This is a genomic window from Saccharothrix sp. NPDC042600, assembly GCF_040647305.1.
Classification (GTDB): domain Bacteria; phylum Actinomycetota; class Actinomycetes; order Mycobacteriales; family Pseudonocardiaceae; genus Actinosynnema; species Actinosynnema mutabilis.
The window spans coordinates 1-13,326 of record NZ_JBEZBW010000157.1 but is presented as its reverse complement, the minus strand read 5'-3'; the positions used below and the strand labels follow the sequence as shown (position 1 = coordinate 13,326).

At 69.2% G+C, this 13,326-nt stretch carries 12 protein-coding genes and 2 pseudogenes; 4 read left to right on the top strand and 10 right to left on the bottom strand.

Going from position 1 to position 13,326, the window contains the following annotated elements; all coding sequences use genetic code 11:
• The 5 genes and pseudogenes from AB0A74_RS40690 to AB0A74_RS40670 all read right to left on the bottom strand — a co-directional run.
• Positions 1-1,169 (bottom strand): ALF repeat-containing protein (locus AB0A74_RS40690; protein ID WP_358258280.1); only part of this gene is annotated, 1,169 nt, incomplete at its 3' end.
• A 206-nt stretch (positions 1,170-1,375) separates the two neighbouring features.
• A complete protein-coding gene (locus AB0A74_RS40685) occupies positions 1,376-1,930 on the bottom strand; it encodes a hypothetical protein (protein ID WP_358258284.1) in 555 nt (184 codons plus the stop codon).
• Between the two features lie 218 nt (positions 1,931-2,148).
• Positions 2,149-3,222 (bottom strand): annotated as a pseudogene (locus AB0A74_RS40680) (type VI secretion protein); the annotation flags it as partial.
• 20 nt (positions 3,223-3,242) lie between these two features.
• Positions 3,243-4,028, bottom strand: a pseudogene (locus AB0A74_RS40675) (conjugal transfer protein TraC); the annotation flags it as partial.
• 250 nt (positions 4,029-4,278) lie between these two features.
• On the bottom strand, positions 4,279-4,767 hold the full coding sequence (locus AB0A74_RS40670) for a hypothetical protein (RefSeq protein ID WP_358258278.1): 489 nt from the start codon (positions 4,765-4,767) through the stop codon (positions 4,279-4,281).
• A 243-nt stretch (positions 4,768-5,010) separates the two neighbouring features.
• Here AB0A74_RS40670 and AB0A74_RS40665 point away from each other — a divergent pair, with 243 nt between their 5' ends.
• From AB0A74_RS40665 to AB0A74_RS40655, 3 genes are all read left to right on the top strand, one after another.
• The gene (locus AB0A74_RS40665) at positions 5,011-6,126 is read left to right on the top strand and encodes a DUF4192 domain-containing protein (RefSeq protein ID WP_358258277.1); all 1,116 of its coding nucleotides are present in this window, start codon (positions 5,011-5,013) and stop codon (positions 6,124-6,126) included.
• Between the two features lie 254 nt (positions 6,127-6,380).
• Complete coding sequence (locus tag AB0A74_RS40660; protein WP_358258275.1) at positions 6,381-7,301, top strand: phosphotransferase; 921 nt, start codon at positions 6,381-6,383, stop codon at positions 7,299-7,301.
• Positions 7,302-7,650: 349 nt separating this feature from the next.
• The gene (locus AB0A74_RS40655) at positions 7,651-7,956 is read left to right on the top strand and encodes an integrase core domain-containing protein (RefSeq protein ID WP_358258282.1); all 306 of its coding nucleotides are present in this window, start codon (positions 7,651-7,653) and stop codon (positions 7,954-7,956) included.
• 144 nt (positions 7,957-8,100) lie between these two features.
• Here AB0A74_RS40655 and AB0A74_RS40650 read toward each other — a convergent pair whose 3' ends face one another.
• The 3 genes from AB0A74_RS40650 to AB0A74_RS40640 form a co-directional block, all read right to left on the bottom strand.
• A complete protein-coding gene (locus tag AB0A74_RS40650) occupies positions 8,101-8,499 on the bottom strand; it encodes a hypothetical protein (RefSeq protein ID WP_358258273.1) in 399 nt (132 codons plus the stop codon).
• A gap of 28 nt (positions 8,500-8,527) precedes the next feature.
• Positions 8,528-8,854, bottom strand: a complete 327-nt coding sequence (locus AB0A74_RS40645; RefSeq protein ID WP_358258271.1) for a hypothetical protein — start codon at positions 8,852-8,854, stop codon at positions 8,528-8,530.
• Positions 8,855-8,934: 80 nt separating this feature from the next.
• Positions 8,935-9,447 carry a polymorphic toxin-type HINT domain-containing protein gene (locus AB0A74_RS40640; RefSeq protein WP_358258269.1) on the bottom strand — a complete coding sequence of 171 codons (513 nt, stop codon included), beginning with the start codon at positions 9,445-9,447 and terminating at the stop codon, positions 8,935-8,937.
• Positions 9,448-9,835: 388 nt separating this feature from the next.
• Between AB0A74_RS40640 and AB0A74_RS40635 the strand changes: the two genes are divergently transcribed.
• On the top strand, positions 9,836-10,531 hold the full coding sequence (locus AB0A74_RS40635) for a trypsin-like serine protease (protein WP_358258267.1): 696 nt from the start codon (positions 9,836-9,838) through the stop codon (positions 10,529-10,531).
• Here AB0A74_RS40635 and AB0A74_RS40630 read toward each other — a convergent pair.
• Both AB0A74_RS40630 and AB0A74_RS40625 read right to left on the bottom strand, forming a co-directional pair.
• Positions 10,528-11,385: an aminoglycoside phosphotransferase family protein gene (locus AB0A74_RS40630; protein WP_358258265.1), complete on the bottom strand. Its 858-nt coding sequence runs from the start codon at positions 11,383-11,385 to the stop codon at positions 10,528-10,530. The two genes, AB0A74_RS40635 and AB0A74_RS40630, sit on opposite strands and share 4 nt — an antisense overlap.
• A 37-nt stretch (positions 11,386-11,422) precedes the next feature.
• Positions 11,423-12,712: an XRE family transcriptional regulator gene (locus AB0A74_RS40625; protein ID WP_358258263.1), complete on the bottom strand. Its 1,290-nt coding sequence runs from the start codon at positions 12,710-12,712 to the stop codon at positions 11,423-11,425.
• Between the last annotated feature and the right edge of the window lie 614 nt (positions 12,713-13,326).

The following is a 13,326-nucleotide window of genomic DNA, read 5'->3' as shown; positions in this document are numbered from 1 at the left end:
GGGCCGGTCCGGGGTCCAGGTGACCCACCGGTACCAGACGGCGCTCGACGGCTTCGCGGCCAAGATGAGCGAAGCACGGCACGTCCGGTGGCCACCGCGGCGGCGGCGTCACGGGCCCGGGCGGCGGCGTCCCCGGCCTTCGCGGCGGCCCACGCGGCGTGGGAGGCGGCGTTGGCGGCCTCCCGAGCGGCGTTGATCGCGGCGCCGATCGCGTTGATCGCGACCTGCGCGGCCCGGGCGGCACCGGCGGCGGCGTCGGCGGCACGGCCCGCGGCACCGGCGGCGACCCCGGCGGAGTCCCTGGCCGCGCGGGTCTCCTCCGCCGCGGTCTGCGCGGCGCGCTTGGCCGCCGCCGCGGCGGTGACCGCACGGTCGGCCTCGTCCTGGGCGATCTGGCGCTGCGTGGCGGCGCGGCCGGCCGCCTCGGCGGCCTGAGCCGCCAACTGCGAGACCGCGGTGACCTCCCGGTCGCGTTGCAGGGCGACGGTGTGGCCGGTGGCGAGGAATTCCCGTACGTCCTCGATGGGGCCGTCCAAAGCCTGGTTGGCGGCGTGTTGGACGGCCGGCCCGCCGGTGTTGAGGATCAGTTGGACGTTGATGCGGTCGTCGTCGTCGCGGGCTTGTTGCCAGCCGGTGGCCAGGAAGTCCAAGCGGGCCTGCTCGTCGCCGTCGAGTGCGGCGTTGGCCTCGTCGCGCACGATCGGGCCGGTCGCCGCCGAGAGCAGTCGCTGAACCCGGATGCGCAGGTCGTCGCGCCAGGGTTGTTCCCACCCGGTGGCCAGGAACTCCCGCACGTCCTGGATCGACCCGTCCAGCGCGGTGTTGGCCGCGTCCTGGGTGGTCGGGCCGCCGTCGGACAGCAGCCGCTGCACCGCGATCCGGTCGTCGGCCTCCCGCGCCGCGGTCAACCCCTCGGACAGGAACTCCCGCACCTGCTCGTCGGTGCCGAGTAGCGCCTGTTCGGCCTCGGCGGACACCACCACCCCGCCCGAGGCCACCAGGCCCAGCAGCCGGGCCCGGTCCGACACCGGCTGCGACTGCTGTCGTGGATCCGCGGTGGCAGGGCCCGCGGTCCCCGCCACCAACACCAGCGCCACCACCGCGGCGAGCAACCCACGCCACCGCGCCCGAACTCCCCGACCCACCACCACGAACACGACCTTCCACACCGGAGCACGACCCGGGACCGTGCCGCGGGCGAACAAAGGACAACGACCACAACGAAAACGACGAACCGAGAACGACGAACGCGGGAACACCGGAGGACCGCGGAACCGGATCCGCATACGGCGGCCGGGGTTCCGCCCGCGGCGACCGCGCCTTGTCGTGCCGCCGCCGACGAACGCGCCCGTCGACGACGGCACGAAGGGACATGTCAGCCGGTGCTGGTACGCAACTCCAGCAGGACCGCGGGATTCGCGCCCACACCGCGTCCGACGCCGGTCCACCGGCCGCTGTCGACGTCGACCTTGCTGGTCGCCCCGTCCACCCGCACCGTCGCGTCCACCTCGTGCCCGTCACCTCGGATCTGGAAGGTGTCCGGAATCTCCAACACCAACCGCCCCGACACCCCGGTCGCACGGAAGCAGTAATGCCCACGATCCGGATCGGTGTCCCTGCGCGCCCCCGACCGACGCACCTCGATCAACCCCGGCCCACCACACCCCACCAACACGATCCGCCCGTCACCGGACACCAGGCGGATGTCCCGCCGCCGTGCGATCTCCTCCGCACCCGGATACGAGAAGTCCTCCACCAACGACACCTGCCCCTCACCCGCCGCACTCGGGGCGGCCAGCGACCCGGACACCGGCGACGGCTCCATCCGCGGCCGAGGCTCGGCGGAGGCCGCACCCCACAGCACCGCCAACACGCCGCACAGCGACGCCAGACCGAGCACCAACGCGACAACGCCACGAACAACCCGCACAACGACACCTCGACACAGCGACTGGACCCGATCACACCGACCAGGCCTCGGAAGACACGACGCGGCACCACGAACCCGTCCTGACACGGACGGGCCGGACCGCATGAACCGCCCCACACTCGCCCGGACGGAGTCAAAGAACATCCGCCACATGACCTAGAAAACGGTGATGGGGTCGACGTCACACCGCGCGGTCTCGTGCCGAGGCGCTCATCGCCGTCCGGTACCGACAGCAGGTCTCCGCGTCCGAGCCTGCGGTGGCCCAGCGCGTGGCCGGGGTCGCGGAGGCGGCGTCGGGTGTAGTGGTTGTGCTCGGTGTAGGAGGCGAAGCTGGCGGCCAACGCGTGGGCCCGGCCGCGCGCCACGTCTCGCGCCTGGCGCAGCTGCTCCTTGGCGGTGTTGGCGGGTAGGAGTGTCGCGACGGCGTAGCGGATGACGGTCTCGTACTGGCTGCCGCGTTGCTTGGTGACGATGGCGCGGTTGTGCGCGGAGAATTCCAGCGAGGTCTGCGGGTCGCTGTGCAGCGCGTTGGTTCTGTTCCGGTGTCGACGCCGGGTGGGCCCGTGTGTGATCAGGTCGAGCAGGCGACCGACCATGTGGCTTGAGGTTCCATTGTGGACTCGCCGTGCGGCGCGTCGGGCGCGTTGGACCCGGCGGCCGGTGACGGGGCGTGCCAAGACTTCGACGCAGGCGTGTTCGTCGCGCCCCAGCCCGACCGGTGCGCCGAGCAGTGCGCGGATCGGGTCGGCGTCGAAGGCAGATCGGATGGGGAGGGCTTCCGGTCGTGTCAGCCGTAGTTCCCCGCCGACCACGATTCGGCGCTGGTCTGGCCCGGCTGGCGGGAGTGGTGGTTCGGCGGGGCCGACGCGGGTGTGGGCGCCGGGCCAGGCGGCTTCGACCGCGCGTTCGACCAGCCCTGGCGGGATGAGGCCGGGCACCCACAGCCGGATCGTGACCCCGGCCTCGGAGAAGACGTACTCGAAGGCTAGGTGCGGCTGTCCGGTCATTGCCCTGCGCCACCCGGGCCGGAGAAGGCCGACCAGGTTGGACCACAACGCCGCCCCGCTCGCGGCGTCGACGACGGGCGGCGCGAGGATGGTGACCTGGCGGGCGTTGGCCACCAGCTGCTCGTGGCAGCGGCTCGCCCACCACCGCCGTCCGATCGCGAACAGCGTCGCGAGCGCGACGAGCAGTGGGACCGCGATGGGGCCGTGGGTGAGCGTGAGGTCGCGGAGCCGGTCCAGCACGGTGGCCAGTGCTCCGGAGGGGTCGCGCAGGTAGTCCTCAAGCATGACGTTGCCCTCCAACGGGTTCAGGCGGCGTCGAGGGTGATCTGGTCGTCGTCGAACTCGTCGCCGTCCTGCGGGTCGAGGCCGAGGTCGACGAACGAGGTGCTGGTGTGGTCGTCGGGGTCGTGGAGGGCAGCGAGTTCGGCCGGGTCGCTGGTGACCAGGTAGTGCTCGGTCGGTGAGGCGATGGCCTGGAACGCGACGCGTTGTGTCCCGGCGGAGAGCAGCCCTTGGCCGCGGTCGGCGGAGAGCAGGAAGGCGCGTTCGCCGGCGGACAGGTCGAAGGTGCGGGTGATCTCGTCGATGGCCTGGGACGCCTGGCGCAGCAGGATCTGCGTGGCGGCGTTGGCGACGACGGCCTTGCCCAGGTCGGTGCCCAGGACGTCGGCGGTGTCCTGGGTGGCGACGGTCAGCCCGGCCCAGTGTTTGCGGGAGGCTTTGGCCATGCGGAACAGGAACTCGGCTCCGGACCGGTCCTGCATCAGCAGCCACGCCTCGTCCACCACGACCAGCCGGGGACGGCGGATGGCCGGGTTGGACACCCGTCGCCACACCGTGTCCAGCACCAGCAGCGTGCCGATGGCTTTCAGTTCGTCGGGCAGCTCGCGCAGGCTGAACACGACGAGGTGGCCTTCGGCGGTGACGCTGCTGGGCCCGTCGAACAGTTGCTTGAACGCGCCCTCGACGAACGGGTGCAGCCGCGCGGCCAGGTTCCCGGCGACCTGGTCGCCGCGGGCGAGGTGGTCCCGCAGGGTGCGCAGGGTCGGCGAGGGCCGGGTCCAGGTCCGCGGGTCGCCGGTGATGCCCGCGCCCTGCCGTGTCCGCGACCCGGGTCACCAGGTCGTCCTCCCGCGACACCGCATCACCGCGCAGGTAGGCGACCAGCCGACGCTCCGCGCGTTGACGCGCCTTCTTCGCCGCCTCGTACGACAACCCGAACGCGACAGCCGCGTCCGCGAGCGGCACACCCTCCAACCGGGTGGTGCCGACCAGTTCCGCCTCGGCCGCGGTGACGGCGTGCTCGGCGACCGCGCGCGCGAGCACGAAGTCCGGGTGCCCTCACGGCGGGGGCGGGGTCGCCGACCGGAACGCGTGACCGCAGGGCACCGGCGCGTCCAACGCCTCCCGGAGCGCGGTGTGCCCGGCGCGGTAGGCCGCCCACCGCAGCCGCAACATGATGCGCGGGCGACGCAGGTCGATCTCGCCGGGTTCGGCGACGAACCCGGCGAGCACCGCGGCGTGGATGTCGCTCGGGTCCCCGGCGAAGCGCGCGGTCAACGTGGCGGCGATGGAGGTCAACGCCGGCATCGCCACCCCGACCGCGCCGACCACCCACGCGGCGCTCTCGGTGCGGGTCAGCAGCACCAGGTGCGACCACACCGCGTCCCGCGACGACTGCGGGCAACGCCGGCGCAGCAACCGGTTGCGCACCTCCGACAGCGGCACCCGCCGCGCCGGGAAACCGGGGAACAAGCGGCCGTCCACCGACAGCGGGTGCGGCCCGACGACCAGCCACTCGAACGCCGACCGGGCAACGTCCAGCGGCATCGAACCGCGCTGGAAACCCGAACGCGGAACAGCATCACGCGAACTCATGGCAAACCCCCGAAACGGGTCGGAACAACGACCCGCACAGGACGCCAAACCACCTGGCACCAACCACTGACCAAACAGGTACCGACCTATTACCGACCAGGTACCGGAACATCGCGAACGACTTCGTCGAGCCCTACCGACAGCCTGTCGCCTGCCCCGCCACTCTCCCACACCTCACGCCCGCTAGCTGCTGCTATGACACGGTCGTACCTGGCCGGTACCACTTCGGTCATACCCGCTTCAGCCCCGAAGCCACGACCGAAAAATTGTCTCCGAGATTTTCTAGTCGAGCGCCTCCGGGATACCGGATGCGACCCGAGACTCTCGAACAAATCGTCGCCGCAGTCTGTCCCCGGCCGACCGGTATTTCGGAGTTCAGGGGTGTCATCGCGCCCGCATCGACGGGCGCACCCCACCCCAGCAAAAGGGGACACCCGTAACCCAGCCCCAGTACCCAGGCCGCCGCTCATCCCGACGACGCGGCGACTCCTCCCGCCCGACCCCCGGCCGCCCCGCGTCGCGCGGTGGAACGCCGAGCCTGGCCGACCGCACCGACCACCACCCGCGTCAGCCCCGCCAAGCCACCCACCACCCCCACCGACAAGCAGCCGAGCACCACCGCCGGGAACCCCATCTTGGCGACCGTGTGGACCGCCGGGCCACACCCCGTCAACCTCGACGCCGCGTGGCCCACCGCGCTGGTTGGCACGCCTACGAGACCGCACAGCACGGTGTCGACCGGACCCCGACTCGACCGTGTTCGCTGCGAAATGCGCCTACGCGGGACTGATCACCCACGCAAGTCGCGACGACATGGCGCGAACCGTCGCGCCACACGCCACCCCCGAGATCCTGCACGCACGAGCGAAGCACCTCGACGACCTCCGCCGGGACAACGCCGAGCCGAACCCGGACTTGATCCACAACGCGATCACACGCGCCGAGCGCAACGAACTCCACCTCGACGAAGACGAGATCATCCAACTGGGGTGGACCCTCACCTTCCACGACCTCCGCGACGACTTTCTGAGGCTCTGCACGGACAAGAGCACGCGGGCAGCCCGGCAAGTGTGGCTCACCCTGATGCGCGAGCTTCCCGCACCGTGGCGCGCCGAACCCGCAGCCTTCTTCGCGATCTGCGCATACCCACAAGGCGACGGGCCGCTCGCCAGCGCCGCATTGGGCGGCGCTCTGCAGAGCGATCCGTCTCACAGCCTGTCCGCCCTGACCAACGGCTTCCTCCGAGGCGGCATGGCACCGGACGAGTTCCGGGGCGTTCTCCAGCACCTCCAGCACCCTCCCGACCCCTGATCCGTTCAGATGCCTACCGACCCTTCCTTCGCGCTGGTCTGGGAACCGCAGGAACAAGGCCATGGAGCAGTCGGCCTCGGTGAGCAGGGTGGCCAGGGATTCGCGTCCGCCGGCTGCGGAGGTGCCCATGTCCTCGCGGCGCCGCAGGGCGGGGGGGTGACCGTTGCGGCGTTGGTGATTTCGTGCTTGGACGTTGTCGTTGGCACCTCTCGATCGTTTCTGCTGTGTTCGACGCGCATGGCACAGTTCTCGCTGTGACGTTGGATGACCTGTCGGATTGGCTGCCGGGCTGGTGCGTTGACCATCTGGGGGACGAGCCGGTTGCCGTGCTGTTCGAGCAGCGGTCCATATCGGCGGTGGTGGGATTGCGGCTGGCCGGTGGGCGGGACATCGTGGTGAAGGCGCGGGAGGACGACGGCCGGGCCGCGTCGTGTGTCGCCGCGCAGGACCGGCTGGCGGAGCGGGGATTTCCGTGTGCCCGGCCGCTCACGCCCGCGGTCGGCGTCGGCGCGCTGGCCGTGCATGCCGAGGAGTACCGGCCCGGCGGTGAGCTGCTGCGTGGCGATTCGCCGGAGGTCGCCGTGCGCTACGCGGCGGTGTTCGCCCGCCTGATGGGTGAACTGGCCGATGTGGCCGTCGCGCCGCCACTGCCGAGTCCGCGCTGGGTGCGTTGGGACCACACCGATCCCGGGGTGTGGCCGGCGATCGGCTTCTTTGACGAGCGGGACCAGAGCGCCGTGCCGGGTTATGTTGTCGACACGGCCGAGCGGGCTCGCGAGCGGTTGCTGGCCGCCGACGTGCCGCGCGTGCTGGGGCACGCCGACTTCGAGGCGCAGAACCTCCGTTGGCACGACGGCCGGGTGTGGGCCGTGCACGACTGGGACAGCCTGGCGTGGCAGCCCGAGGCGGCGCTGGTGGGAGCGACGAGTGCGGTGTTCCCCAAGATCGGGCCGGCCGTACTGCCACCTGTCGAGAGTTCCGAGGCGTTCTTGTCGGCTTATCAGGACCTTCGGGGGCGCCGGTTTTCCGCGGAGGAACTGGAGATCGCGTGGGCGGCCAGCTTGTGGCCTGCAGCGCACGACGTCCGCTGGGAAGCACTGCACGGCGATCCCCCGGTGTCCTGTGACGCCCTGCGCGCACAGGCAGCCGAACGCCTCCGCCGAGCGAACGCCTAGCCGCCAACGCCAACGCCGGCGACCCGGTCCGGCGGGTGCTGGAGGTGACCGCCATGGACGCGCTGGTCACCCTGCACGACTCCCGCGAACAAGCCCTCACGGCAGCCCGGGACTGAGCCACCACCTGTCACCCACAACTCGTGTGACAGTCAAGCCACACCAGCACCTGGCAAGGCGAAGCCGTCCACCAGGCACACGTCACGAGCACCTCCTCCTGACGTGAGCGGCATGTCAGCTCACAAGCTCAGTCGGCGCACCGGTCATAGCACCTGGACAAGCCTCGGGCTGCTGGCCCAAGCCTTCATGACGCGACATCAAGAGATAGCCGTCCGTCCTCGCCGACGCGGGCATCCAGGTCGTCCTCAGCGGAGTCCGTCTCCCGCGCATGAACGCGATCATGGAGCGCTGGATCCGCAGCTGCCGACGCGAGCTCCTTGACCGCACCCTCATCTGGAACCAACAACACCTACTCCATGCCCTGCGCGAATACGAGCACTTCTACAACACCCACCGACCCCACCAGGGCATCGCCAACGCCCGACCGCTACAACCACTGCCACAACCGACCACCGATCTAGCAGCGGTCACCCGACTCGACATCCGCCAGCGGCAACGACTGGGCGGCATCCTCAACGAGTACCACCACGCCGCCTGACCTACTCGGACGACATTCTCGGCAAGCACAATACCACTCCACGCCATTCCTGCGCACCGAACCCTGCCTGCCTTTGCGGATGCTCGATGAGCGCTCCGCAGAGCGATAGGAGGTCGAGCGCTGCCAGCTCATCGAGCCGCTCCGTCAAAGCCTCACCCTCGCTACAGCGAACGCTTCCAGGCTGATTTGCAGCACCCACGCCTCGATCTCCCCGCCGTTCAGTGCGAAGCGCCATGGTCCCGTGCCCACCTCGCCGCGTCTTCCTTTCTGGTCGACGGTAGCGAGTCCAGTAGACAATGGGGGGCAACGGCCGAACCACCCAACCGCCTCCCGCCAAGTGTGGACACCGTTTGGTTTCACCCAGTCGGATGCCCAATCGACGTCGAACGCGTAGAGGATGCTCGACGTGACGCCCTCCATCAGCCGCTGGACGTCCGAGTTGCTCAGCCCTAGATTGCGCATGTCGTTCATTATCGTGATCTCGGTCCGAACGTTATCCTCGAGAAGCTCGATAACTCTGACCTGCCGGTTCAGTCTCGCCATTTCGACATCCTGCCTCGTCAACCGGCGTTCATCGCTCGCTATCTCGCATATAATCCATCGACGTGATCTCCATGGGATGCTTTTCCTCCCAGGATTCGATCATGGCGTCGCCGAGCGCCGTGTTGGCCATCCAGCAGCTGCCTCCGAACGGCACCCAGTCGACTGCATCGAGTTCTGTCATCATGCGATCCATCCTTTCGCCAACCGTTCCCGACCATGCCTCGAAGCCGGTATTTCCGATGTATCCGATGTCGACGAGGCGCTCGTTCAGCATCCATTCCAAGGTAGCTTTGACCACCGTTTTGAAGTCGGTTGCGCCGCATGATTCGCGGGCAAAGTAGATCGCCCTGTCCACCGGGACCCAGTCCTCCGTTCCTACAGTGAGGACCTCCTGTACAACTGCGCTGGAGATCATTTGAGCTGCACCTTCAAGTCTTATCCGACTACTGGGAAGATATCGATGGTCTCCCTGCCGGACCTAGAAGTCAAGCGCCATTGCACCGTGGTTCCGTCGTCGAGTTTGAGTACGTCAGGTATTTTGGCGCCGCGTGCGGGCAGGCCTTCGGCGCCTTTGGTCCAGCGTTCGAACAAGGCTCGCAGTTCGTGGACGTCGGGCACCACTTTCACATGGTTGCGCTTGCCTGCTGCCAGGAGATCGAATTCCGCCTTCCATGGAGGGCAGGGGCCGGCGTTGTGGACCAGTACGGGGATGGTGCCTGCGAGGACGTAGTAGGTGTGTGGCCCGTTGGTGGTGAGGTTGTGGACGGTGGTGGTGAGGGTTCGGATGGTGAGGTGGGTGATGGCGTGTGCGTGGCCGCTGCGGTCGCGGAGTTGGTCGCCGATGTGGAGTTGGTCGGCGTGGACCCAGTGCTGTCGGCCTTCGACCCAGATGGGGTGGTTGTCGGTGGCGGTCGCACCGACCGGATCTCGGAGGACACGACGCGGCACCGTGAACCCGCCTTGACACAGGCGACCGGACCGCACGAACTGCCCCACACTGACCCGGACGGGTCAACGACACATCGGCCAAGTGGCTTAGAAAACCGGCGGTGGGTCAGACGTCACAGTTAGGCGCCCACTCGAAAGGCACGCGTTGCCGCCCACTCCTCACGCCGGACGCGGCACACCGAGCCGCGCAGGGAGTCCACTGTGGATGGATGCGTCCATTCTGTACGGACGACAATTTGGCGTGACCGACCAAGTGGACCATTGGAAGTACTGATGGACAGGTGTTCAGGGTCACCACCTTGCAGCGGTGTGCTCCGCCGGTTGACGGATGTCCGGATAACCCCTCCACAGACCCTGGGCAGGACTGGCATCCGGCGGTAGCCGCCGGATGCCCCTAATCGTCGCGCGCGGTCTGCCCCTCAGGTCGTTGCGGCAGCACGCACCGGGTTCCTCGACGAGCCGGACCTCGGGACCCTTCAGAGGGCCGTGGTGCCTACAGAGACAGGGAGAACGCGCACATGAGAAGATGTTGTCGGCGACGCTGACCGGGGCGGTCCTGACACTCGCGGTCGGGGCGAGCGCGTCGACGGTGCCCGGTACGACCGTGCCCCAAGGCGAACAACCGCACCTGGTGCGGATCACCACCGGCGATCACGCGTGCACAGGCTCCCTGCTCGGCCCCCGATGGGTGATCACCGCCGGCACCTGCCTGCCCGACCAGCCCCTCGACGGACACGCGGGTGGTTATCGGAGACGGCACTCCGGTCGCCGTGGTCGCGGTGGCGCGGCCACGAGACAAGCGGCACCGTGCTGGCCGAACACGCCACACCGGTCGCCACCGCCGTGCCGCTCGCCGTCGGACGCACCGCGCCTGCCGCGTCCAACCGTTCTTGCCCGCGATCGGAGCCAACAGACCTCGAACATGCGCCTGAGCCCGATGCCGCAGCTTCGCCCGCAGAAACCGTCCCGCCACCCGCCCGTGCAGCTCGTCCAAGCCGCTCACCCACGCCTGCATGTCCTCATCAACAAACACAAGATCGACGAGCGAGCAGAACATGATCACGAACTGCGGCTGGAGTACTAGAACGCCGTCCACCGCCAAGGAGGTTCGATGTCACCGCGCAGACATGCCAGGCGATGACGGGCTTCGAGCGCGGCGTGCGGGTCTGAGTTGGCCTTGCGCAGCGCGAAGGCGATCCAGCGGAGCTCCATGGTGGTGGCCAGTGTCCGGTAATACGGTTGGGTCGTCATGTCGTAGCCGCCGTAGGCGGCTACGAACTCGCCGTACTCCGCAGCCGTGATGCGGGAGAAGTCGGTGTAGTCGACGGTGAAAGGCGCCAGGTCCCATTCACGCGGGCCGATTCCGAAGTGGTCGAGGTCCACCAGGGTGGGAGCACCGTCGCGGGGGACGGCGAGGTTGCCTTGCCAGGCATCGCCGTGGATGACGCATCGAGGCAACGTGTCCTGCAGGACCGCGTACTCGCTGCGCAGTCCTGCCAGGAGCCTGTCGAGCCAGGCTCGGTCGCGTTCGGTGATCGTGGTCGCGTGGGCGATCGCGGCGTCCACCCCGCTGAAGGGGTCGAGCAGCGGGAGCGGCGGTGACTCGGGCGCGGTCAGCGCGTGGACCTGCTTGAGCGCTGCTCCGAGTTCGGCGGCGGTCGCCGGTCGATGGTCGGGAAGCTGGATCCACCAGGTGACGGGCCGATCCGCGACCAGCGTGGGCTGTTCGATGTCGTCCAGGGCGCGGACTGCCGGCACGTCGGTGGTGGCCAGCCAGCGGGAGACGCGGATCAGGTGTGCGGCCGTGGCGTACGAGCCCGCCGGGCCGATGCGTGCGACGACCCGGTTCGGCAGGCGGTAGACGATGTTGACGCCATCGCGGATCAACTGCGCTCCGACGGTCGACACCCCGGCTTGGGCACCGGCGATGCTGAGCACGTCGTATGCGGGGCGGGTGCCGTGAGAGCGGGGCGACTCAGACATCGCCGGTGACCGAGGCCAATGAACGCGACAAGCCTGCCACGGCAGGAATCGCCACGTGCGGTCGGCTTGCGTGGTCGAGAATGCGCAGCTCCTCGCTCATCCGCTTCGAGTGCAGGTTCGCGGCGAACATGACGGCCCGCTGCCCGAGTACTACCGCCTCGTGCGGGTCACCGACAGCCATGTGCAGCGCCGCGAGCCGGGCGGTGGAAAACGCTCGTGAGCGCGGATAGGCGTCGCTGTGCAGATCGATCGCCATGGACAGACGCAGAGCCGCATCTCCTGGCCGCTTGCGGCTCAGCGCGATCGGGATCAGCGCTCGCGCGCTGCTGCCCGCGTGTTCGGCTTCGTCGTAGTAGACCAGCCAGGGCGGGTCGGCGGCCACCTGACGTTGCGCGAAGTGCGCGTCGGCGCGACCCACCTCCGCAGCGGCCTCGTCGTGGCGGCCGAGCAAGGCCAGCACTCGGGCACGGACCACCGCAGTCGCGGCCCGTGCCGTGGCCGTCACCCTGTCGGCGCGAACCTGGGCGAACTCGACCAACGACAGCGCTTCGTCGAGCTTGCCGAGGTGGATGGCTTGGCGCGCCATGTCGGTGAGAGTGGCGGCGCGCAGCTCCCACGACCCTCCTTCCTCAGCGCACCACAGGGAAACCCGGAAGCACCGTGCGGCGGTGTCGTGATCACCGACGTCGAAGGCCGAGAACCCGACCACGGCGGCCAGATTCCCGACGGCCTCGAGCAGACGCGGTCTGACCGTGGGCGCGGATCGCGCTTGCAGTGTCCGACACGCCCAGCGCAGGTGGGCGATACCGGCCTCCCCGGCCATGCCGCCGCCGTAGAGGTTCTCGCTGGCGGCCAACGCACCGGTCATCAACCTGACTTGTTCGACCTCGGTCCGACCGACGAGCCGCCGAGGCGGGGCATCCCACCTCAGGTCGTCGAACGTCAGCGGGTGCGCGTCGACTGTCGGCTGCTGCCGTTCCACCGTCTGCGCGGCGAGTGCGGACGAGTCAGGTGATGCGTCAGGCAGCTGGAACCACAGCCGGTGTTGAGGGATGCGAAGGCGCTGCGCCCATCGGGTGAGTTTGGTGAGGTCGTGGACGGCTTCCCCGTTTTCGATCCTGCTCAGTCGCGTGGAGGACAGGTTGATCCAGGACGCGACGGTCTCCTGTCGGATTAGGCGCCCGTGGTGAGGGTGCCTGCGGTAGGCGCGGATGACAGCTCCGATGTCCCGGGCGGCGAGAGCGGCACGCAGAGCGGGGTGCTCCCAGAACTCTTCGGGCACCTCGGGCGGCACTGCGGGGTGACGGCGACCGGCTCGGGTACACGACCCGCAGCGGTCAGTGCGGTTGTCGCGGGCGAGCCGAGTGCCACAGGAGCAGCGGCGTACCGCGTCAGCAGGTCCCACGACGTCCGAGTCCTCCCACACCGAGCGTTCTCCGGCGGCTCCAGTCACACTACGGCACGAACAGTAGCGGACCGTGTCGGCCGACCCGTGCGAGCGGCGTGCCGGAACACGGCCGGCGGGAAGTACCCGGTACGCGCATCGACACGCGATGGACAGGGGACCTCGCCGGCGCCCGACTCGGACTGCACGGCTCCGCGCGAAACCGGACCCGCGTCCCGGAAGGCTGGCCACACCCTCATCGCTCTGGTCGTACACCCAGACGGTCGCAGCCTTGCCTGAGCTCGGTCGTCCCGCGAAGCGCACCGATCGGCCGTCCACTTGGACGCTGATGCAGTTCGTCACGGCTCCGGCAATGCACGCTCAGAAGCGGTTCACCGAACGGAACACCACCGCGTGCCGCTGCCCCGCGATCCGGCGGGGGGCGACGCGCAGGCTGCGCTGGGGGTGGTCGGGTGTCAAGTCCGCGCAAGAACACCCGCGGACTTGACACC

Bases quoted from the DNA above. Each gene is read 5' to 3' on its own strand.
- AB0A74_RS40670 (WP_358258278.1), bottom strand. From the start codon at position 4,767: ATGCCGCTGGACGTTGCCCGGTCGGCGTTCGAGTGGCTGGTCGTCGGG.
- AB0A74_RS40665 (WP_358258277.1), top strand. From the start codon at position 5,011: ATGACACGGTCGTACCTGGCCGGTACCACTTCGGTCATACCCGCTTCA.
- AB0A74_RS40650 (WP_358258273.1), bottom strand. From the start codon at position 8,499: ATGGCGAGACTGAACCGGCAGGTCAGAGTTATCGAGCTTCTCGAGGAT.
- AB0A74_RS40635 (WP_358258267.1), top strand. From the start codon at position 9,836: ATGCCCCTAATCGTCGCGCGCGGTCTGCCCCTCAGGTCGTTGCGGCAG.